Raw genomic sequence first — 20,645 nt, forward strand, 5'->3', positions numbered from 1 at the left:
CCTTAACTGACCCCCAAGCGAACCTCAGAACGGACGATCGCCCATGATGGTGGCGCGCTCCATGTGGCGCGGCGCGGGCCAGTAGTCGCTCACGGCATAGTGCTGCGTGGCCACGTTGTCCCACAGCGCCACGCTGTTCGGGCGCCAGCGGAAGCGCACCTGGTACTCGGGAATCGCGGCCTGGCTCAGCAGGTAGTTGAGCAGCAGGCTGGCACCCGGCGTCTTGTCCTGCCCGAAGCGCACGTTCTCCGGCGTGTGGTAGTTGATGAAATGGGTCGAGAACGGCGTCACGTAAAGCACCTTCTCGCCGGTCTCGGGGTGCGTCCGCACGACCGGGTGATCCACCAGCGGGTTCTTCCTCACCAGTTCCTCACGCTCTTCCGTCGACATGATCGCGCCGAACGAATGCTCGATGCCGTGCTTGGCGCGCAGTCCCGCGATCTTCTGCTTGATCTCTTCGGGCAGGTGCTTGTACGCCTCCACCATGTTCACCCAGATGGTGTCGCCGCCCACATCCGGGCACGAAATGCAGCGCAGCACAGCCCCCTTGGGAGGCTTCGGCCGCCACGACGCATCGCTGTGATAGGTGTTCTCGAAATGGTCCCGTTTCTGGCTCTTGACGATCTCGATGAGGCCCGGATACCCGGGGACGGTGTTGTTGACCGGGTGGTCTTCCAGGTCACCGAAACGCTTGGCGAACGCAACGTGGTCGGCGCGCGAGATGTCCTGGTCGCGGAAGAACAGCACGCGGTGCTTCAGCAGCAGCGCCTTGATCTCGGTAAAAAGCGTATCGTCGCGCGCAACATCGGCGATACTCACGCCCGCCAGTTCGGCACCGATCGAGCATGTGAGAGGATTGACTTGCATGATTTCAATTCCTTGGACAGTTGGGCTGGATGGCATCCACTCAGGAATCCGTGGCGCGGGCAATTCGATTGGCCCGCCAGCCGTCTGGAGATGATTGTGGCCACTCTGCCCGCTTGCCGCTTGACGCTTTGCGCCACATATTGGCCGACCATGCCAGCGGCCCGGCCAGGCCGGACCGTGGCATGGATTTGAAATTTTTGCGTGAACGTATTGGCACTTGCGCAGTCAATCTGGGCCTACCAGTTACACCAGAACAATGAAGAAGTTAGTGTTTTCCCTGATCCTGGGATTAGCGCCCGTGCTTGCGGGCGCCACCGGTACGGCGGATTTTTCCCAATGCCGCCAGTTCTTTGCCCACAACGCGCCCCCGAAAGTCGTTGCCACGCCTGAACTGAAACTGCGCCCGCTTTGCTATGACGCATTCGCGGTCATGCATTCGGGCCGCAGCAAGACTCCCGTCTACGTGGCCGAGCGATTATCCAGATCCCAGCTTCTGGATGCCCGCGAAGAAAAGCGGACCAACCAGTTCTTTGCCGATGCGCGGTTACCGCGTGCCGAACGCGCCGAGCTTGATGATTACCGGGGCAGCGGATGGGACCGCGGCCACCTGGCCCCGGCAGGCGACCAGCCGACCGCGCAGGCCATGGCCCAATCGTTCAGCCTGGCCAACATGACGCCGCAGGCGCCGAAGAACAACCGGGAAGCGTGGAGTTCGATCGAATCGGCCACGCGCAAATATGCGATGCGGGCCCGGGGCGATGTCTATGTCATCTCCGGCCCGGTTTTCGCCGACCATCCGCAGACGATCGGTGCGGGCCGTGTCTGGGTGCCAAGCTACTACTTCAAACTGGTCTACGACCCGACCACGAACCGGGCGTGGGCGCACTGGATTGCAAATACCAACGAGGCCCGCCCGTCAAAGCCGATCAGCTATCGCGAGCTGGTGGCGCGCACGGGTGTTGAGTTCCTGCCGGGTATCGTTCCTGCCGACAATGCCAACGCCACGGCGCCGGAAATGCGCGCGGAATCGCCGGCGCACGGCGCCCGCGAACCAAAGCGAGAGCATGAGCGGGAGCGGGAGGACCTGGGGCAGGCGCTCAGGTCAATGCTCCAGCCCATCGCACAGGACGTAGACAATGTCGTGCGCACGCTGGCGCGATGGTGGGCGCTGCTCCGTCACGTGATGGCTTGATGCCGAAGCCATTCCGGGGCTATTCCGGGGGCCATGCCGCCGTCATGCGCTTGCGGCCCCCATGCTCTCCTTGCCGAGAGACTGCACACACTCATCGACGCTGAGCTCATGCAGCGATTCACGCGGCAGCGCTTCATTGGCCGCGCGGGCCAGCACCTCCAGCGCACGCGGCTTCAGTCTCACCAGCAGCAGGCGGCGCCCGTGCGCAATCGTGCCGGCGGCGAACATGTGCAGCGCCTCGATCGTCGATCCGTCCAGGTCCGGCGATTCCTCCAGGCTGAAGATCACCGTATGCACGGCGCCCTGCGCCGCCATATGCCGCACCTGCGTCAGGATGCGCTCGACATTGGCGAAGAAGATCGGCGCTTCGGGCCGTACGATCAGCACGCCGGGAATGGTCGTGGCCTCGGGGTGCGCGGCGTTGTCCACGTAATCGTGGCTGCTGCCCAGCCGGCCAAGCTGGCTGACCCTCGGTTCCGAAAGATTGCGCAGCGTCATCAGCAGGCTGACGCCAATGCCCGCCAGCAGGCCGTCCAGCACGCCAAGCAGCAGCACAGCCACGCACGCCAGCACCACCAGCAGGCGGTCACGCCGCCATGACCAGTACGGCCGAAACACGCTCAGGCGCAGCGTATGGCTGACCGCATAGACCACGATGGCAGCCAGCACGGGCTCCGGTGTCAGCGCCAGTTGCGGCAGCAGGAGCGCGACGATCACGGCAACGACGGCCGCAGCGCACCAGCCTGCCAGCCGGGACTGCGCCCCGGCCGCTTCATTGGCCGACGTGGCCGAATAGCCCGCCCCCACCGGCATGCCATGCAGCAGGCCCGAGCCGAGGTTCGCCACGCCCAGCGCGATCAGGTCGCGATCGGCCGATGTCTTGTCGCCGTGCTTGAGCGCAAAGCTTCGAATCGACCCGTACGACTCCGCGTACAGGATCAGGACCAGCGCAAACGCCAGCTCACCAAGGCGAAGCCACTCGGTCCGCGCCAGATCGGGAATATCGAATGACACGCCGGCCAGGTCGATCGTGCCGACTTGCCCGATGCCATAGTGATGCAGGTCCACGCCGTAGGCCAGCGCGATACCGAGCACGATGACCACGAGCGGGCCCGGCACGTTCTTCCAGCGCGACATCGAGAACAGCATCAGCAACACGACACCGGCTGCGGCCAGCGCATTGAGGTTCCACGCCGAAGCCTGGTGGATCAACTGGTAGGCGAAGCGAGGCAGGTCGCCATGCGTGGGGTGCACGCCCACCACGCTGGCAACCTGCTTCAGGATGATGGTGATGGCCAGCCCGAACGTGAATCCGCGCAGCACCGGCTTGGCGATGAATTCGGTGATGCCGCCAAGCCGGAACAGGCCGGCCAGCACCAGGAACACACCAGCCAGGATCACAAGGCCCGCGCCCAGCAGCAGCCGTTGCGCCGCGTCGCCTCCGGCCATCGACACCGTGATGGCCGCCAGCACGGCGGCGGAAGACGAGGTAGCCGACACCAGAGCGAAACGACTGGTCCCGATCAGGCCGTAGGCCACAAGGCCCACCAGCAGGCCGATCAGGCCAGCCTGCGGCGGCAGGTTGGCAATGCCGGCGTACGCGACGGCCTCGGGCAGCAGCAGGCCGGCGATCGAACAGCCTGCGATTACGTCTCGCACCGGACTGCCGCTGCGTGCGCTATCTGTCGGGCTCGGCGAATCCGCAGTGGTCACATGACTCCTTCGCTATGGTTCGAATGTCGTTGGTCTGTCAGGACCCCGAACCCGGCGGCGGCGCCTTGCGCCCGGCCATGTGGTGCAGGTACGCCAGCAGGTCCTTCAGGTCGGCATCGGACAACGTCCGTTCATCGATCGACGACATGCGCGTACCGGGCCACCACCTCAGCGACTGCGGGTTACGAATCAATGCGCTGAGCTTCTCGTCGCCAAGATATTCCACCGCGCTGAATGGCACGTTAAGGTCGGGACCCAGGTTGGCGTCTCCCATCCGGTTCATCGAATGGCACGAGAAGCAGACCCGCTGGAACGTGGCGAAGCCGCGCATGACCGGTCCGTCGGCTGGCTGGTCAGCGGCCGGCCGGATAGCCGCGAAGCGCTCGGCAGGCGATGCGGTGACGTCGATACGGACGATGCTGTAAGTCCACAGGCTCTCGTTGATCGCGGCGCCGGCCTGGCCCTTCGGCACCGTCCAGATCAGCCTGAACGGCCCGATGCCCTGCCCTTTGAGCTTCGGCCACGGGGCCCTGGCATCTTCCACGGCCAGCCAGGCACGCGGCACGCCGGCACCTTCGCCCAGCAGCAGGCGCACCGGCAGGTGCGAGATATAGCCATCGCTGGCCGCGGTGGTGGCGGTGGCATCGGCAGAGACCGGCAGGCCGCGCAGCAGCTCCGGCATTGCAATGGCCTTGAAGGTCAGGCGGCGCTTCAGGTTGTCGTCTTCCACCGTCACACTGGTCAGGCGGTGGTCCTTCAGCAGTTCCTGACGTGTCCAGCTTCGTTCCTGAGAACCGGCGACGACGGTCAGCGTTGCGGTATCCGCTGCGCCAGCCGGGGCGGCAACGAACATCAGCGCGCAGCCAAGCGCGCCGGCAAGCCTTGTGAGCCAGGCCTTCATGTGTGTGTCTCCAGATCGATGCCGAATGGTTCGACGAAGTCTAGCGCAATGCCAATGGCGCGCGACCTGCTTCTCAGGATCTGATCGCCCAAAAAAAGACCCCAGGCTGTGCAGGTATCAGCCTGGGGTGGTAGGTCGGGATCTGCCAGCACTCATCTGCATGGCCCCTGACGATCCTGATATCGCAACCCGCGTGCCAGCGCCGCGCAGATCGTGCGGATCTGCGCCGGCACCGGCGCGGCGCATCCATTGAAGATCAGTCATTTCAATGACTTACAGATGTTCAAGACGGTGGGGCGAAGGCCGCCTGCGGCGCGCGTGACTGGCTGGCCGGCGTTACGCGTTACGTAACGTTTTGCGCGAGGCCGCACGACATGCGCGCTCACCGGGCGCTTGCCGCACCGGGTTTGCAATCTTCCACGATGCCCTGGATGCGGCCCTGCCTCAGGATTGGATGCCACTCTCCGGCACTGCGAATTTCCACGTTGGTGCCCTGCTCCGCACGACGCAGGCTGACCAGATAGAAGTACCGCGTATCGGAACTCGATGCGTAGCCGACCCGCACATCGACCTTGCCCGGCTCGGAATAGGGAACGATGCTGGCTTCTTCCTGCAGCTTGCTCTTCAGGCACTGGACCAGGTCGCCGACACTGGCCTTCGACTGGATGCGCTTGGGCTCCTGCGACTCGATGTACTCCGTGGTGTTGCCGCTGGCGCAAGCCGCAAGAAGTTGCGCCGCGAAGGCGGCAATCAGCAGTACCCGGGTTCTTTGCATGTGATTTCCTGAGATTTCCTGAAATTTCCTGTTGCGCCCGTCAGTGTGAATGGCCGAGACGATCGGCAGAACGGGCCATCAGCCGTGCCGGCATCGTACAGACCTACCCGCCGTGGCACAACAAATCCGGCACCCATCTGAACGCCCCCGCAGCGGATGCCCATACCGCCTACAGTACAAGGCACCCAACACTTGGAGCCCCGTTCATGAAAGCCTGGATGCTCGACCAGCCCGGTCAACCGCTTGCACTGCGCGATATCGACACCCCGCGCGCCCGGCCCGGCGCCGTGCTCGTGCGCATGGAAGCGGTGCCGCTGCTCAGCTACACGCGTGCCTACCTGAACGGCGCGCTGCCCTATGCCTACCCGCCCGGCCCGTTTACACCGGGCACCAACGGCATCGGCACGATCATCGAGGCCGGCGCTGGCGTCCACCATTTCCGGGTTGGGCAGCGCGTGGCCGTCAACCCGTACCTGACCAGCACGGAAAGCGTTGATGCGCCAGCGGAAATCCTGATCGGCCTGACCGGCATCAGCGCCGACAGCGGGCCCCTGCAACGCGATTTCCCCCACGGCACGCTGCGTGAAGTCGCCGAGTTCCCATCGTCGACGCTGATTGCGCTGGACGGGCTCGACCACATTCCGTCCGAGCGGCTGGCCACGCTATCCAAGTTCGCGATTCCGTTTGGCGGCCTGCGGCGGGGCCGGCTGATTGCCGGCGAGACGGTGGCGGTCAACGGTGCCACCGGCGCGTTCGGGTCGGCGGCCGTGCTGGCGGCGCTGGCAATGGGCGCATCGACAGTGCTTGCGCTGGGGCGCCGTGCCGGTCCGCTGGAATCGCTGGCCCGGTTCGGCGATGGCCGGGTGCTGCCGGTGGTGCTGGGCGGCGATGCCGCGGCCGATAGCGCGGCGATCCGGAATGCGGCCCCCGGTGGGGTCGACCTGGCGTTCGACATGGTTGGCCAGGCCACGGACCCGGACAGCACGCTTGCCGCGCTGAACGGCCTGAAGCGGCGTGGCCGCATGGTGCTGATGGGCAGCATGAGCGTTCCGCTGCCAGTGCCCTATGCCCAGATGCTGCGCAATAGCTGGGAGTTGATCGGCCATTTCATGTACTCGCCGGCGGACTACCGTGCGCTGGTGGCATTGGTCCGTGCCCGGCAGCTTTCGCTCGATACGGTTGGCCTGAAAACCTTCCCGTTCGAAGCGATCGAGCCGGCCATCGAAGCCGCTGGTGCAATGGCCGGCCTGGAGGCAACAGTGGTGACCTACCCGCGCGGCTGAGCGCGCATCAGGACCATCCGCCGCCGAGCGCCCGGAATGCCGCGACGGCGGCGCGTGCGTTGTCCGCCTGGACCCTGGCCTGCTCGTCGCGCGCGGCGAGCAGCTGGCGGTCCTCGTCAAGCACCTCGTAGAGACTGACCACGCCACCTTTGTAAGCATCTTCCGACGCATCGCGCGCGCGTACATGCGCGCCGATCTCCACGGTCAGTTCGCGGCTTTGCGATTCAAGCTGCGCCAGCGAGATCAGCGCATTCTCTACGTCCTCGGTGGCCTGCAGCATCGACTTGCGATAGATGGCCAGCGCCTCGGCATTGGCGCCCTTGGCCTGCGCGACCTCCGCGTTCACCCGGCCGAAATCGAACAGCCGCCAGCGCAGCCCGGCCGCAGCGGCAGGCTGGAACGCCTGTGCCGTGAACAGCTTGCTCGCCGAAAGGCTTTCGAAGCCGAGCAATCCCGATAGCGAGACCTTCGGGTAGTACTCCGCCGTGGCCACGCCAATGCGCGCGCTGGATGCCGCCAGCCGGCGCTCCGCGGCGATCACGTCCGGGCGGCGCTGCAGCAGGTTCGCCGGCCCCTGGGACAGCGCAACCTGCGGCACCACCAGCCCCTGCTTCGCATCGGGCTTCGCATCGCGCAGTTCGGCGGCGTATGTGCCCGGCTGCGCGCCCATCAGCACGTCAAGCCGGTTCAGCTGCGTTTCCAGTTCGATCTGCAACGGCGGGATCGTGACGCGCGTCTGCGCAACCTGCGCTTCGGCCTGGGCCTGTTCGCGCTCGGCGCCGATGCCATCGGCAAGACGCAGCCGTACGAGATCGAGCAGCCGCTGGTTGGTCTCTACCTGCTGCTGCGCAATGGCAATCCGCGCCTGTGCGCCCTTCACGCGGAAGTAGGCGTCGGCGGCCTCGGCCGCGACCAGTATCCGCACCCCCATGTGGCTGGCTTCGGCGGCCTGCAGCTCCGCATCGGCGGCCTCCGCTCCGCGCCGCAGTCCGCCTGCGATATCGATTTCCCATGTTGCGGCGGCACCCACCGAATAGAGCGTCTGGTTCCGGCTGTATCCGGGGAAAGTGCTGCCGATCTTGCCCAGCGGGCTTTGCACGGACTGATGCAGCTTGGTCACGTCGCCGTACGCATTGCCCTGCGGAAGCAGTTCGGCCCCGGCGAAGTTCGCGGCGGCACGCGCCTGCTGCACGCGTGCGATCGACGCCGCCATATCGAGGTTCTGCTCCAGTGCGCGCTCGACGATCTTTGTGAGCACCGGGTCCTGGAATCCGGCCCACCAGGTATCCAGCGCAACCGGCTCGCGCGCGGCATTGATCGCGGCTACGTCAGTTGCGTGCTGGTACTGCGCCGGCATCGGGCTATCGGGCGTGCGGTAGTCGGGACCAACCGCGCAGGCGGCCAGCGCCAGTGCGGCGAGCGCGACGGCTGTCAGTGTCGTTGCGCGCTGGAGTGCTTTCAATGTCATGTCGAATCCTTCGGTCAGGGTTCACGCAAATTTCTTACTTGCATGATGGTAGTGACTAGCCTAGACTAACTTTCACGTTGATAGCAACCTCTTTTTGTAGAGGAACCAGCAATGCTTAGAAAGTCACACAAGAATGCTCCGTGCCCAATGGCACGCGGCATCGAACGCGTGGGCGACCCCTGGAGCATCCTGATCCTGCGCGAGGCGTTCTACGGCTCCACGCGGTTTGACGAATTTCAGAAACGGCTGAGCATCGCGCCCAACATGCTGACGCGGCGCCTGAACACGCTGGTGGAAGCCGGGCTCATGGCCAGGCGCCAGTACAGCGCCCACCCGCCCCGTGACGACTACGTGCTGACCGACCTCGGACACGACTTCCGTCCGGTCCTGCTGACGCTACTGGAGTGGGGAAACCGGCACTTCGCCCCCGAAGGCGAGATCGTGCGGCTGGTGGACCGCCACTCGGGCCGCCCCGTGCAAGTGGCGCTGGTAGACACCGCAACAGGCAAGCCGATCACCGAAGCCGACCACTACATCGAAGCGGGCCCCGCGGCCAGTGCGGGCCTTCGCGCGCGCTTGGAGCAGGCGGCCTGCGCAACACAGACACATACAGGTAACACCGCGTCCGCAACGGGCGCGTTCTAATCACGGAGCATCAGTCATGACAGGCACCACCACCGCGAGCCGCGCCCCTTCCGAGGCCGCCCCCACCACGATCAAGTTCAACAAGCGGGCCTTGCTGCTCCGTGGCGCCGGCGCGTTGATCGCCGTGGCCGCGGCGGGATACGGCTATCACTGGTGGACCGAGGCACGTTTCATGGAGAACACCGACGATGCCTATGTCGGCGGCGACGTCACGCTGATCGCCGCCAAGGTTCCCGGCTATATCGCGGAAGTGCTGGTGACAGACAACCAGCAGGTACATGCGGGCGACCTGCTGGCACGCATCGATGACCGCGACTATCGCGCGGCACTGGCCAAGGCGGAGGGCGCGGTGGCATCGCAGCAGGCCCTGATTGCCAACCTCGATGCGCGTGAGCGGCTGCAGCAGGCCGTGATTGCCGAGGCCAGGGCCGGCGTTCTGGCCGTCGACGCGGAAACGACGCGTGCCCGCGATGACCAGGCGCGCTATGCAAGCCTCGTCGCCAAATCCGCCGTGTCGCTGCAAAGCTCCCAGAAGGCTGATGCCGACTTCAAGCAGTCGGTCGCCAACGGCCAGAAAGCCAAGGCCAGCGTGGAAGCCGCCCAGCGCCAGCTGGACGTCATCGCCACGCAGAAGCAGCAGGCGCAGGCGTCGCTGACACAGGCCATTGCCGACCGCGATATCGCCCGCCTCAATCTCGGATACACGGAACTTCGCGCGCCCGTCGACGGCACGATCGGCAATCGACGCGTGCGTGTGGGCGTCTATGCGCCCAACGGCGGGCAGTTGCTGTCGATCGTGCCGGCCAGCGGGCTGTGGGTCGATGCCAACTTCAAGGAAGGCCAGCTTGCGCATATGAAGCCCGGCATGCGCGCGACCATCGTGGCTGATGTCGTGCCCGGCAGGGTCTTCCACGGCCGCGTGGAAAGCCTGGCCCCGGCCACTGGCGCCCAGTTCAGCGTGCTGCCGCCGGAAAACGCCACCGGCAACTTCACCAAGATCGTCCAGCGCGTGCCGGTGCGCATCGTGCTGGACGACGAGGACGCAAAGCTCGGCACGCTGCGCCCCGGCCTGTCCGTGGTGGCGGAAGTCGATACCAAGTCATCGAAGCAGGCGAGCAAGTCATGAGCACCGACATCGACACACTGCCCGCCCCAACAGCCACCGCAGCCACCGCAGTAACGGCGCGCGCCTCCGCCCTCGCGCCCGGCGAAATGTCCACCGGCGCAAAGGTGTTCGCGTTTGCGTCGATGTGCGTCGGCATGTTTATCGCATTGCTCGATATCCAGATCGTTTCCGCTTCGCTGCGCGATATCGGCGGCGGCCTCTCCGCCGGCGCGGACGAGACGGTCTGGGTCCAGACCGCCTACCTGATCGCCGAGATCATCGTCATTCCGCTGTCCGGCTGGCTGGCCCGCGTCATGTCCACGCGCTGGCTGTTTGCCGCGTCCGCCGCCGGCTTCACCATCACCAGCCTGCTGTGCGGCATCGCCTGGAACATCGAGAGCATGATCGCGTTCCGCGCCGCGCAGGGTTTCCTTGGCGGCTCGATGATTCCGATGGTCTTCACCACGGCGTTCGCGTTCTTCCAGGGGCGCCAGCGCGTGGCGGCAGCGGCGATCATCGGCGCGCTGGCGTCGCTGGCCCCGACGCTGGGACCCACCGTCGGCGGCTGGATCACCGACAACTTCTCGTGGCACTGGCTGTTCTTCATCAACCTCGTGCCGGGGATTTTCGTGACCATCGCGGTGCCGATGCTGGTCAAGATCGACGAGCCGGACTGGTCGCTGCTGAAAGGCGCGGACTACCTCGGCATCACGCTGATGGCGCTGTTTCTTGGGTGCCTGGAGTACACGATGGAGGAAGGCCCGCGCTGGGACTGGCTCGGTGACCCCACCATCCTGACCACCGCCTGGATAACGGGCCTGGCCGGCATCGGCTTCCTGTGGCGTTCGCTGACGTTCAAGAACGCGGTTGTCGACCTGCGCGCGCTGAAAGACCTCAATTTCGCGCTTGGCTGCTTTTTCTCGTTCGTCACCGGCATCGGGATCTTCGCAACGATCTACCTGACCCCGTTGTTCCTGGGACAGGTGCGCGGGTTCAGCGCATTGCAGATCGGGCTGGCCATCTTCTCCACCGGCCTGTTCCAGGTGCTGTCGATCCCGTTCTATTCCTATGTTGCCAACCGCGTGGACCTGCGCTGGCTGATGATGTTCGGCCTTGCGCTGTTCGCGGTGTCGATGTGGTACTTCGCGCCGATCACGCATGACTGGGGCGGCGCGGAACTGCTGCTCCCGCAGGCCATTCGCGGCATGGCGCAACAGTTCACCGTCGCGCCCACGGTAACGCTGACGCTCGGTGCCCTGCCACCGTCCCGGCTGAAGCAGGCCTCCGGCCTGTTCAACCTGATGCGTAACCTTGGCGGCGCCATCGGCATTGCAGCCTGCGCCACGATCCTGAACGACCGGACCAACCTTCACTTCCTGCGGCTGGCGGAGCACCTGAACATTCGCAACGAAACGATGACCGCGTTCCTGAACGATGCGACGAGCCACGCGGCGGGGCTGAACAACGAGGTCATCGATGGCAATGCCGCCGCGCTCAAGCAGCTCTGGGCGTTGACCATGCGCGAGGCGCACACGCTGACCTATGCCGATGCGTTTCTTGCCATCTTCGTGTGCTTCGTCATCGCAACGCTGATGGTTCCGCTGATGCGCAAGGTCGACGCGCCGGCTGCCCCGTCCGCGGATGCCCATTGATCGACAAGCCAATCGTGGAGGCAAGCATGCTCCGACACCACTCAACCCTGCTCCTGCTTTCGGCTATCGCGGCCATCTCGACTGCAACCCTGGCACCGGCCGCGAACGCCGCCGGAAGACCAGGGCGCGATACCGGCGTGGCGTGCGCTCGTGCCGAAAACACCTATTGCCTGTCTGGCGGCAACGCCGTTCGGCAGGATGCTCCTGGCAGCCGCGCCGACCGGCTGCACCGCAACGCCTGAATTCACCCTGATTCACCCTGATTCACCCCGGTTCACGCCGGATTACTCCGGATTACTCCGATAGCGAGGATGTTATGAGTACCAAGGAAGTTGTACTTTGCCAGCCCGTCCGCACGCCCATTGGCGCGTTTAACGGCTCCCTGAAGTCCATTCCGGCGACGGAGCTTGGCGCAGCGGCAATTCGCGCAACGCTGGAGCGAGCCCGCCTGGACCCCGCACTGGTCGGCTCGGTCGTGTTCGGCAATGTCATCCAGGCTGGCAACAAGATGAACCCGGCGCGCCAGGCGGCCATCCACGCAGGCATTCCGGTCTCCGTGCCCGCGTTGGCCGTGAATCGGGTTTGCGGCTCCGGCGCACAAGCCATCGCCTCGGCCGGCGACGAGATCCGCCTCGGTTATGTCGACATTGCGATTGCCGGCGGCATGGAAAACATGGACCGTGCCCCGTACCTGATGCCCGCCGGACGTTGGGGGCAGCGCATGGGCGACACCGTCCTGCATGACAGCATGCTGATGGACGGCCTGGTCGATGCGTTCTCCAGCGAGCATTCCGGCTGGCATACCGAAGATCTGGCCACCCGCTACGAGCTCAGCCGCGAAGCGCAGGACCGCTGGGCCGAGCGGTCACAGCAGGCCTTTGCATTCGCACAGGCACAGGGCAAGTTCACGGGCGAGCTCGTGCCCGTTTCCATCAAGGGCAAGGCAGGCGCCACGCTGTTCGACGAAGATGAAGCAAATCGCCCCGACACCACGCTGCAGGCGCTTGCCAAACTGAAGCCGGCCTTTCGCAGTGACGGCACGATTACCGCTGGCAATGCGCCGGGGATCAACAGCGGCGCGGCGGCGATGATCGTCGCCGATCGCGCTGCCGCCGAAAAACACGGGCTTCAGCCAATTGGACGGCTGGTGGCGTATGGGCTGGGCGCGGTCGAGCCGGGGCTGTTCGGCCTCGGCCCGGTTCCGGCCGTGCGTCAGGCACTGGCACGTGCGGGCTGGGCGCTCGGTGACGTCGAGCGTTTTGAAATCAACGAGGCGTTTGCGGCAGTGCCGCTCGCCGTGGCTGCAGAGCTTGGCCTGCCGCATGACATCATCAACGTCGATGGCGGCGCCATCGCCCACGGCCATCCGATCGGCGCGACCGGCGCGGTACTGACCACCCGGCTGCTCCATGCGATGCGCGCGGATGGCATCCGGCGCGGCATGGTGACGCTGTGCATCGGCGGCGGCCAGGGCATCGCGCTCGCGCTGGAGGCGATCGCCTGACCAGGCCATCGACCGGGCACGGAACAAGGCAGCGAAGGCTCCGCCGAATGCTTTCGGTTTCGGCGCCTCAGCCCGCTCCGTGCCCGCCGGCGCCAGCGCCGGATGATGCATCGTTCAGCTCATAGCTGGTGCTTCGCCCACCCGCGACCGTCTTGCGCAGCACGCCACGCTCGGCCAGGTCGTTGATGTCCCGCAGCGCGGTGTCGCTCGAGCATTTGGCGATGGCCGCCCACTTGCTGGTTGTGAGCTTGCCGTCGAATCCGTCCAGCAGCCGGTTCAGCACCTTCACCTGCCGCGCATTGAGCGCCTGCATTCCCCAGTGCTGCCAGAAGCGTGCCTTGGCCAGTACGTCGTCGAGCGTGACCTGCGCCTGATCCACTGCGCGGTGCAACGTTTCGAAGAACCACGACAACCACGCGGTGACATCCATCGAATCCTTCTGCGTGCGTTCGAGGATGTCGTAGTACGCGTTGCGATCGCGCTGGATCTGCGCTGACAGACTGTAGAAACGTTGCGGACTGCCGTCCGCCCTTGCAAGCATCAGGTCGCCAATGGCACGCGCGATACGGCCATTGCCATCGTCAAACGGGTGCAGCGTAACGAACCACAGATGCGCAAGCCCGGCGCGGATCAGCGGCGGCTCGGCAGGTTCGGCCGGCGCGGCGTTGACCCAGTCGATAAATCGCCCGGTCTCAGCAGGAAGCCGTGCGGCGGGCGGCGCCTCGAAATGGACGCGTTGGCGGCTGACCGGGCCGGAAACCACCTGCATGGGGCCGGCCGAATCGTCGCGCCATTGGGCGATGTTGATTTTCGCCAGGCCCGAGTAGCCGGTGGGGAACAGTGCGGCATGCCAGCCGAACAGCCGCTCCCGGGTGACGGGCGCCTGGCCGTTGGCGGTTGCGTCGAGCACCATTTCGACCACCCCTTCGACGTGGCGATCCACGGGCGCCAGCGCGCCAATGTCGACGCCGAGCCGTCGAGCGATGGACGAACGTACCGAATGCGCGTTGAGATGCTCGCCTTCGATCTCGCTGGACTTGACCACGTCGTCGGTCAACGCCGCAAGGCAAGCCTGATCCCGCAACCCCACGCCGAGATCGGCCAGCCGCCCCATCAACATGCCTTGGGCACGGCTGACCTCCGCCATCGGCGCAGCCAGCGTACTGAGGTCGTAACGCCAGACGGGCCAGTCGGGAGCCTGCCAGATATAGGTATATTCGCCGCGATTCATGCGGTGATTATGGCGCGCATTCACCGCAGTCACAAGTTAATCGCCGCATTTTATGCGGTGATTGTCGATACCAAACACCGCAAACGATTCGTCCACCCGGAAAGTGCAGAAAACAACGCTTCTCAGTCGGGACGCCGGAATCCGGTCTTTTCCTCGCCTGTGTCCCATTGGCTGGGGAAAATCCTGCGCACGTCCGTTGCGCAGAATATTCTGAATACGGGCTGCCGGCGCGCGCCTGTCAGGCCACCCGCGCAGCGCCCCGCATTCAACTGGAGACGGCAATGAAAAAAGTGAGGAAAACGGCTCGCCAGCTTCTGCTCGACAAGCCTCGCGATGTCATCGCCGTCGGCCCGGACGATTCGGTGCTGACGGCGCTCCGCCTGATGGTAGACAAGGACATCAGCACGGTGCTGGTCATGCAGGGAGAAAGCCTGGCCGGCATCCTCTCCCAGCGGGACTATTCCCACAAAGTTGAACTCGCCGGCCGCACGGCTGCGGACACGAAGGTGAGTGAGATCATGACCACGCAAGTGATCTGCGTGGGACCAGATACTGCCTGCGACCAGTGCCTGGCGCTGATGCACACCCGGCGTATCCGGCATCTGCCGGTTCTGGAAGCGCAGCGGGTCCTCGGCGTGATCTCGAACGGCGATGTGCTGGAAGAACTGATCCGCGAAGACGAACACTTTATCCAGGACCTTGAGCACGACCTCTTCCAGATAACCGTGGACACCGGCGGCTGCTACTAGCCGTAACAGCAAACCGGCCGGGCTGTCCGGCTCATCGCCAAGAAGGAGAACAACGTGCTGAGTTTCCTGATCGTCGTGGCCGCCCTTGTCCTGCTCATGTTCGTGGCCTATCGCGGCTTCAGCGTCATCCTGTTCGCGCCGGTTGCCGCGCTGGGCGCCGTCCTGCTGACCGACCCATCCCTGGTGCCGCCGATGTTCTCGGGCGTGTTCATGGACAAGATGGTCGGCTTCGTCAAGCTGTACTTCCCGGTCTTCCTGCTGGGGGCGGTATTCGGCAAGACGATTGAACTCTCCGGCTTTTCCAAATCGATCGTATCGGCGGTGATCGGACTGGTCGGACGCGAGCGGGCAATGCTGTCGATCGTGGCGGTTTGCGCGATCCTGACCTACGGCGGCGTTTCGCTGTTCGTCGTGGTATTCGCGGTCTACCCGTTTGCCGCCGAGATGTTCCGCCAGGGCAACATCCCCAAGCGGCTGATTCCCGGCACGATTGCGCTGGGCGCGTTCACGTTCACGATGGATTCGCTTCCCGGCACCCCGCAGATCCAGAACATCATCCCGACCACCTTTTTCAACACGGACACATGGGCAGCCCCGTGGCTCGGCCTGATCGGCACAGTCTTCATCCTGGTGACGGGACTCGGCTATCTCAACTGGCGCCGGCGCACGGCGGCCTCCGCCGGGGAAGGCTATGGCGAAGGGCATACCAATGAACCCGAGGCTTTCGAGCATGGCAAGCTTGCGAATCCGTGGATTGCCCTGCTTCCGCTCGTGCTGGTCGGCGTACTGAACAAGGTATTCACCGACGCCATCCCGCACTTCTATGGCAAGACCCATGAGTTCACGCTTGCAGGCGCCACCAAACCGATCACCACGGAAGTCTCCAAGATTGCTGCGATCTGGGCGGTGGAAGGCGCTCTGCTCGTGGGCATCATCGCGGTACTGGTACTGGCCTTCAAGCCGGTGAGCCAGAAATTTGCCGAAGGCTCCAAGGCGGCGGTGGCCGGTTCGCTGCTGGCATCGATGAACACCGCGTCCGAATATGGTTTCGGCGCGGTAATCGCGGGCCTGCCGGGCTTCCTTATCGTGGCCGACGCGCTCAAGTCGATTCCCAATCCACTGATCAACGAAGCAATCACGGTGACCGCGCTGGCCGGTATCACCGGCTCGGCCTCGGGCGGCATGAGCATTGCGCTTGCCGCGATGGCCGACAACTTCATCGCGGCGGCGCACAGCGCCGGCATTCCGCTGGAGGTACTCCACCGCGTTGCCTCGATGGCCAGCGGCGGGATGGACACGCTGCCTCACAACGGTGCCGTTATCACGCTGCTGGCGGTGACCGGGCTCACGCACCGCCAGTCCTACGGCGATATCTTCGCGGTCACCTGCATCAAGACGATGGCCGTGTTCATTGCCATAGCCTTCTACTACCTGACCGGTATCTACTGAGGCGACAGATGATGAATACGCAATCCGACACGGCTGCGGCCGTCATCTCACGCGAGAATGGCAAGCTGGTGCAGGTGCAGGACGCCGTGCGCCTGATTCGCGATGGCGATACGGTGGCGACCAGCGGCTTCGTCGGCATCGGCTTCGCGGAAGAGATCGCCCTTGCGGTCCAGGAGCGCTACCTGGCGCAAGCCGACGACGCACCCGCGCGCCCCGCCAACCTGACACTCGTCTACGCGGCCGGACAGGGCGACGGCAAGGACAAGGGGCTGAACCACTTCGCCCTGCCTGGACTTGTGAAGCGCGTCATCGGCGGACACTGGGGCCTGGTGCCGGAACTCCAGCGGCTTGCAGTGAGCAATCAGATCGAAGCCTACAACCTGCCTCAGGGCGTAATCACGCACCTGTTCCGCGATATTGCCGCCGGCAAGCCCGGCCTGCTTACGCGAGTCGGCCTTGGTACCTTTGTCGATCCGCGCTTTGGCGGTGGCAAGCTGAACGAGCGCACCACCGAGGATCTGGTCGAACTGATGCGAATCGGCGAGGAGGACTATCTCTTCTACAAGGCATTTCCCATCCATGTCGCCATCGTGCGCGGCACCACCGCCGATCCGGACGGCAACATCACCATGGAGCGCGAAGCCCTGACGCTGGAAGGCCTTGCGATCGCCATGGCTGCACACAATTGCGGTGGCCTGGTCATCGCGCAGGTCGAACGCATCGCCGAACGGGGCACTCTCAATCCGCGGCAAGTGAAGATCCCTGGCGTGCTGGTGGACTGCGTGGTGCAGGCCCGGCCGGAGAATCACAAGCAGACTTTCGCCACGGCCTACAGTCCGGCCTTCTCGGGAGAGCTCCGCGTGCCGGCGAGCAGCGTCCCACACATGCAGATGAATGAGCGCAAGGTGATCGCACGGCGGGCGGCGATGGAATTGCGGCCCCATGGCGTGGTGAACCTCGGTATCGGCATGCCGGAGGGCATCGCCAGCGTCGCCAACGAGGAAGGCATTCTCGACCTCGTGTTATTGACTGCCGAGCCGGGCGTCATCGGGGGGATACCTGCGGGCGGCATGGACTTTGGCGCGGCGGTCAATCCGCAGGCCATTATCGACCAGCCCTACCAGTTCGACTTCTATGACGGCGGCGGACTGGACGTCGCGTTCCTTGGCCTGGCTCAGGCGGACCGCATGGGGAACCTGAACGTGTCCAGGTTCGGGCCACGCCTGGCGGGTGCCGGCGGCTTTATCAATATCAGCCAGAGCGCGAGGAAGGTCGTGTTTGTCGGCACGTTCATGGCGGGCTGCGGCGAGATCGCGATTGAAGAAGGCAAGCTGCACGTCCGCCGCGATGGCAAGGCAACCAAGTTTGTGCAGGAGGTGGAGCACTGTACCTTCTCCGGCCCCTATGCGGCCGCGGCCGGCAAGCCTGTGCTCTATATCACCGAGCGCTGCGTGTTCCGGCTGGGCCCGCAAGGGATGGAGCTCATCGAGATTGCCCCGGGCGTGGATCTGGAGCGCGACATCCTCGCCAAGATGGACTTCACCCCCATCATCCACGCGCCGGTGCCTATGGACGCGCGAATCTTCCTGCCCGAGCCCATGGGGCTACGCGCCGACGTGATGCGTGTACCGATGGAATCCCGCTTCAACTACAACGGTGCGATCAACGTCCTGTTCATCAACTTCGAGCGGCTTGAAGTGAAGCGGCTGGACGACGTCGAGGCAATCCGGGCACATGTCATCCGCATTTGCGAGCCGCTGGGTCACAAGGTGTACGCGGTGATCAACTACGAGGGGTTCGAGCTGGATCGAGACGTCGAAGATGCCTACACGGCAATGGTCGAGGAGGTGGTGAATCGCTACTACCTCCGCGTGACCCGCTTTGCCACCAGCGCATTCATGCGCGCCAGGCTGGGCGACACGCTTGCCCGCCGCGGCCTGGCGCCATCGGTCTACCAGAGCGAGGCCGAAGCGAAGGCAAGCTTGCACGACCAGCCTGCAAGCCAATAGGCACCGGTCTGAGCCTGCCAGTTCATGGCAGCAGTGAAATGGTGCATCAGCGCGATGCCATGTCTTCCGTGAAGCCAGATCTCGTCGGAAACGGCCAACGCGATCAGCCAGGACAGCGTGACGATGATGAGGTCGCAGCGCCCGCTTTTCCACCAATTTAGCGAGTGGCGTCCCGCAATCCATGGGACGCCGAGCGGGTTTGGCCAGTCGGCCAGCAGGTGCATGACGCCGCCGCAGGCAAAGCCGAATGCCGGCGCCGCCAGCGCATGCGTGCCCAGTGCATAGTATGCCCACAGCAGGAAGCCGATCCACGCGATGCCCCAGTGCGTCCAGGTCCGATGGGTAATCCACAGGCGACGCGACCTTGACCACCAGGCCACTTCCAGCCAGTCCGGTGCGGTGCTGCCAAGCAGCGCCGCCACGAAGCCTGCCGCGCTTGCCCACCCTCCACCACCGCACTTCGCGATAACGGAGGCGGCGATGACTGCGGCCGCCCATCCGGTGGCGTGGTGTGCTTTCCGTGAGGCCATGATGCGACTGCGCTTGTTTGCCGGTGGTCAGTAAGGGGGCGCAATCTTGGCAGATATGGCTGTGAAACGCCAGCGCCAGGCATCGCGCTCGTTGCGGCGTCTTGTTATGCCGACACCGGCGGCTCGGTCCGGTCTAGTACTCGCCCAGCAGCCAGCCGCTGATATACGCGAAATACTCGCGTAGCCAGGCGTTGTAGCGGATGTAAAGCGGTGTGGGCGCGGCCGCGCCGGACACCGAGGCAAAGCCGGCCTTGCGAGCAATGCGTTCCGCGCGCATCAGGTGGAAGTCGCTGGTCACCACAATCACCGGATCGGTTGTGCGGATACCGTGCTGCACCAGCAACTGGCGGCTGAAGTGCATGTTCTCGGCGGTGCTGGTGCTGCGATCCTCACGGATCAGGCGATCCGGGGCCAGTCCATGAGCCAGCAGGTAATCCCCCATGATGCCGGCCTCGGTGCACGGCAGTCGGCCGAAATCCTGGCCACCGCTGACAACTACCGCGGCCTCCGGGAATCGGCGCGCCTGTTGCAAACCATCGTCGAGCCGGGCCGCAAGCGTGGGCGACACCTCGCAGTTAGGCGAACCCGAACCGAGAATGATGATGGCCGATGGCATCGCCCCCGCCGAAGCCTTCGGCGCGAGACTGGCAATATCGTGGCGCATGAACTGGAAGAACAGCGCCAGGCTGCCCAGCCACGCAATCAGCGCCACCCAGCCGGCACGCCAGAGCCATTGACGCCACGGTTGCGCGGCGCGCCACCGGGCAACGGTGTCCCAGCGCCAGGCCAGACCCATCAAGGCGATGCCAAGTACGCCGGGCAGCACGATGCCAAAGTTGAACAATCCCCGCAGCATCAGCACCAGGCCATCGCCAACCAACAAGGCACCCACAACAGCCATGGCCAGCCGCCATCCCGGCAAGCCACCTCGCATCTCACTCATCACCCATGCAAAAGTTGTCCTGAGACCCTCAATGCTACGCGCTCTGCGGAGTGCCGGACAGCCCGGGGCCACGGGGCCACCGGGCCGGCGGCAGGAATCGTATCCGCCAGATGCCGGCCGTCGTCGGGTGGCGCGAGAAGATCTTCGGACCGGGCGCGCTACTTGATGCCAAACACGCGATCAAGTGAGAGCGCGCCGGCGCCGCGGCCTATCAGGAACAGCTGCAGCGCGGCCCACGTCAGGTGAGTCGGCCACGCATCGGGGTAGACAAAGATCTCGATAACCAGCGTCATGCCCAGCAGCGCCAGCGCCGCCGAACGCGTGAAGAGCCCGAGTACCAGCAGCACCGGAAACAGATGCTCGGCATAGGCGGCCAGGTGCGCCGCAAGTTCCGGCGAGACCAGCGGCAGCTTGTATTCCTGTTCGAACAGCGAATAGGTGCTGTCCTTGATCGTCAGCAGCCCGGTGACTTTGGTGCGCCCGGACAGGAAGAAGACCGAGGCAATCGCCAGGCGTGCCAGCAATGCCAGCAATGAATCGCTGATCAGCCGTGAAGCGTGCGTGGTGATGCGGGCCCAGAGCGTGGTATCGGCCGGCGCCTTCGATTCGGTGTGGGAAATATCGAACAT

General features: G+C 64.8%; 17 protein-coding genes and 2 pseudogenes. 10 read left to right on the forward strand and 9 right to left on the reverse strand.

The genetic code is table 11. The features are described 5' to 3' along the window. Positions 1 to 24: 24 nt before the first annotated feature. Entirely contained in the window at positions 25 to 867 is an 843-nt protein-coding gene (locus B552_RS0109585) for a TauD/TfdA family dioxygenase (protein WP_019448796.1), read from the reverse strand. A 256-nt stretch (positions 868 to 1,123) separates the two neighbouring features. Here B552_RS0109585 and B552_RS27380 point away from each other — a divergent pair. Continuing rightward, a pseudogene (locus B552_RS27380) lies at positions 1,124 to 1,861 on the forward strand (DNA/RNA non-specific endonuclease); the annotation flags it as partial. A 240-nt stretch (positions 1,862 to 2,101) separates the two neighbouring features. Here the strand turns inward: B552_RS27380 and B552_RS0109595 are convergent. From B552_RS0109595 to B552_RS0109605, 3 genes are all read right to left on the reverse strand, one after another. Next, positions 2,102 to 3,772 (reverse strand): SulP family inorganic anion transporter, encoded by a 1,671-nt coding sequence (locus tag B552_RS0109595; RefSeq protein ID WP_019448798.1) that lies wholly within the window; start codon positions 3,770 to 3,772, stop codon positions 2,102 to 2,104. Between the two features lie 37 nt (positions 3,773 to 3,809). Further along, positions 3,810 to 4,673 (reverse strand): cytochrome c, encoded by an 864-nt coding sequence (locus B552_RS0109600; protein ID WP_019448799.1) that lies wholly within the window; start codon positions 4,671 to 4,673, stop codon positions 3,810 to 3,812. Positions 4,674 to 5,055: 382 nt separating this feature from the next. Next, a complete protein-coding gene (locus B552_RS0109605; RefSeq protein ID WP_019448800.1) occupies positions 5,056 to 5,448 on the reverse strand; it encodes a hypothetical protein in 393 nt (130 codons plus the stop codon). Positions 5,449 to 5,654: 206 nt separating this feature from the next. Between B552_RS0109605 and B552_RS0109610 the strand changes: the two genes are divergently transcribed. Next, the gene (locus B552_RS0109610) at positions 5,655 to 6,731 is read left to right on the forward strand and encodes a zinc-binding dehydrogenase (protein ID WP_019448801.1); all 1,077 of its coding nucleotides are present in this window, start codon (positions 5,655 to 5,657) and stop codon (positions 6,729 to 6,731) included. 7 nt (positions 6,732 to 6,738) lie between these two features. Here the strand turns inward: B552_RS0109610 and B552_RS0109615 are convergent, their stop codons facing one another. Next, the gene (locus tag B552_RS0109615) at positions 6,739 to 8,199 is read right to left on the reverse strand and encodes an efflux transporter outer membrane subunit (RefSeq protein ID WP_019448802.1); all 1,461 of its coding nucleotides are present in this window, start codon (positions 8,197 to 8,199) and stop codon (positions 6,739 to 6,741) included. 111 nt (positions 8,200 to 8,310) lie between these two features. On the opposite strand from B552_RS0109615, the gene B552_RS0109620 reads away from it, so the two are divergent. The 5 genes from B552_RS0109620 (at position 8,311) to B552_RS0109640 (ending at position 13,105) form a co-directional block, all read left to right on the forward strand. Further along, positions 8,311 to 8,844: a helix-turn-helix domain-containing protein gene (locus B552_RS0109620; protein ID WP_026035497.1), complete on the forward strand. Its 534-nt coding sequence runs from the start codon at positions 8,311 to 8,313 to the stop codon at positions 8,842 to 8,844. 16 nt (positions 8,845 to 8,860) lie between these two features. Then, positions 8,861 to 9,970: an HlyD family secretion protein gene (locus B552_RS0109625; RefSeq protein ID WP_019448804.1), complete on the forward strand. Its 1,110-nt coding sequence runs from the start codon at positions 8,861 to 8,863 to the stop codon at positions 9,968 to 9,970. A gap of 86 nt (positions 9,971 to 10,056) precedes the next feature. Then, a complete protein-coding gene (locus B552_RS0109630) occupies positions 10,057 to 11,601 on the forward strand; it encodes a DHA2 family efflux MFS transporter permease subunit (protein WP_085958773.1) in 1,545 nt (514 codons plus the stop codon). A 26-nt stretch (positions 11,602 to 11,627) separates the two neighbouring features. Further along, positions 11,628 to 11,843: a hypothetical protein gene (locus B552_RS0109635; RefSeq protein WP_157160223.1), complete on the forward strand. Its 216-nt coding sequence runs from the start codon at positions 11,628 to 11,630 to the stop codon at positions 11,841 to 11,843. 74 nt (positions 11,844 to 11,917) lie between these two features. Beyond that, positions 11,918 to 13,105, forward strand: a complete 1,188-nt coding sequence (locus tag B552_RS0109640; RefSeq protein ID WP_019448807.1) for a thiolase family protein — start codon at positions 11,918 to 11,920, stop codon at positions 13,103 to 13,105. A gap of 67 nt (positions 13,106 to 13,172) precedes the next feature. On the opposite strand, the gene B552_RS0109645 is transcribed toward B552_RS0109640, so the two are convergent. Continuing rightward, positions 13,173 to 14,336 carry a Fic family protein gene (locus B552_RS0109645; RefSeq protein WP_035879638.1) on the reverse strand — a complete coding sequence of 388 codons (1,164 nt, stop codon included), beginning with the start codon at positions 14,334 to 14,336 and terminating at the stop codon, positions 13,173 to 13,175. Positions 14,337 to 14,617: 281 nt separating this feature from the next. On the opposite strand from B552_RS0109645, the gene B552_RS0109650 reads away from it, so the two are divergent. Genes B552_RS0109650 through B552_RS0109660 form a run of 3 tightly spaced genes read left to right on the forward strand, consistent with a single transcriptional unit; the run spans position 14,618 to position 18,543 of the window. Further along, positions 14,618 to 15,085, forward strand: a complete 468-nt coding sequence (locus tag B552_RS0109650; protein WP_019448809.1) for a CBS domain-containing protein — start codon at positions 14,618 to 14,620, stop codon at positions 15,083 to 15,085. A 57-nt stretch (positions 15,086 to 15,142) separates the two neighbouring features. Beyond that, entirely contained in the window at positions 15,143 to 16,534 is a 1,392-nt protein-coding gene (locus B552_RS0109655) for a GntP family permease (protein WP_026035498.1), read from the forward strand. An 11-nt stretch (positions 16,535 to 16,545) separates the two neighbouring features. Continuing rightward, positions 16,546 to 18,543, forward strand: a complete 1,998-nt coding sequence (locus B552_RS0109660; protein WP_035879656.1) for an acyl CoA:acetate/3-ketoacid CoA transferase — start codon at positions 16,546 to 16,548, stop codon at positions 18,541 to 18,543. A 35-nt stretch (positions 18,544 to 18,578) separates the two neighbouring features. On the opposite strand, the pseudogene B552_RS27385 reads toward B552_RS0109660, so the two are convergent. The 3 genes and pseudogenes from B552_RS27385 to B552_RS0109675 form a co-directional block, all read right to left on the reverse strand. Further along, a pseudogene (locus tag B552_RS27385) lies at positions 18,579 to 19,073 on the reverse strand (metal-dependent hydrolase); the annotation flags it as partial. 133 nt (positions 19,074 to 19,206) lie between these two features. Beyond that, positions 19,207 to 20,016, reverse strand: coding sequence for a YdcF family protein (locus B552_RS0109670; RefSeq protein WP_237718185.1), 810 nt, complete (start codon positions 20,014 to 20,016; stop codon positions 19,207 to 19,209). Between the two features lie 158 nt (positions 20,017 to 20,174). Next, positions 20,175 to 20,645 (reverse strand): DoxX family protein, encoded by a 471-nt coding sequence (locus B552_RS0109675; RefSeq protein ID WP_019448814.1) that lies wholly within the window; start codon positions 20,643 to 20,645, stop codon positions 20,175 to 20,177.

The organism is Cupriavidus sp. BIS7 (genome assembly GCF_000292345.1).
Taxonomy (GTDB): Bacteria; Pseudomonadota; Gammaproteobacteria; order Burkholderiales; family Burkholderiaceae; genus Cupriavidus.

Coding starts and splice junctions, on each gene's coding strand:
- B552_RS0109585 (WP_019448796.1), bottom strand. CDS start 867: ATGCAAGTCAATCCTCTCACATGCTCGATCGGTGCCGAACTGGCGGGC.
- B552_RS0109600 (WP_019448799.1), bottom strand. CDS start 4,673: ATGAAGGCCTGGCTCACAAGGCTTGCCGGCGCGCTTGGCTGCGCGCTG.
- B552_RS0109605 (WP_019448800.1), bottom strand. CDS start 5,448: ATGCAAAGAACCCGGGTACTGCTGATTGCCGCCTTCGCGGCGCAACTT.
- B552_RS0109610 (WP_019448801.1), top strand. CDS start 5,655: ATGAAAGCCTGGATGCTCGACCAGCCCGGTCAACCGCTTGCACTGCGC.
- B552_RS0109615 (WP_019448802.1), bottom strand. CDS start 8,199: ATGACATTGAAAGCACTCCAGCGCGCAACGACACTGACAGCCGTCGCG.
- B552_RS0109620 (WP_026035497.1), top strand. CDS start 8,311: ATGCTTAGAAAGTCACACAAGAATGCTCCGTGCCCAATGGCACGCGGC.
- B552_RS0109625 (WP_019448804.1), top strand. CDS start 8,861: ATGACAGGCACCACCACCGCGAGCCGCGCCCCTTCCGAGGCCGCCCCC.
- B552_RS0109630 (WP_085958773.1), top strand. CDS start 10,057: ATGTCCACCGGCGCAAAGGTGTTCGCGTTTGCGTCGATGTGCGTCGGC.
- B552_RS0109635 (WP_157160223.1), top strand. CDS start 11,628: ATGCTCCGACACCACTCAACCCTGCTCCTGCTTTCGGCTATCGCGGCC.
- B552_RS0109640 (WP_019448807.1), top strand. CDS start 11,918: ATGAGTACCAAGGAAGTTGTACTTTGCCAGCCCGTCCGCACGCCCATT.
- B552_RS0109645 (WP_035879638.1), bottom strand. CDS start 14,336: ATGAATCGCGGCGAATATACCTATATCTGGCAGGCTCCCGACTGGCCC.
- B552_RS0109650 (WP_019448809.1), top strand. CDS start 14,618: ATGAAAAAAGTGAGGAAAACGGCTCGCCAGCTTCTGCTCGACAAGCCT.
- B552_RS0109660 (WP_035879656.1), top strand. CDS start 16,546: ATGAATACGCAATCCGACACGGCTGCGGCCGTCATCTCACGCGAGAAT.
- B552_RS0109670 (WP_237718185.1), bottom strand. CDS start 20,016: ATGAGTGAGATGCGAGGTGGCTTGCCGGGATGGCGGCTGGCCATGGCT.
- B552_RS0109675 (WP_019448814.1), bottom strand. CDS start 20,645: ATGTTCGATATTTCCCACACCGAATCGAAGGCGCCGGCCGATACCACG.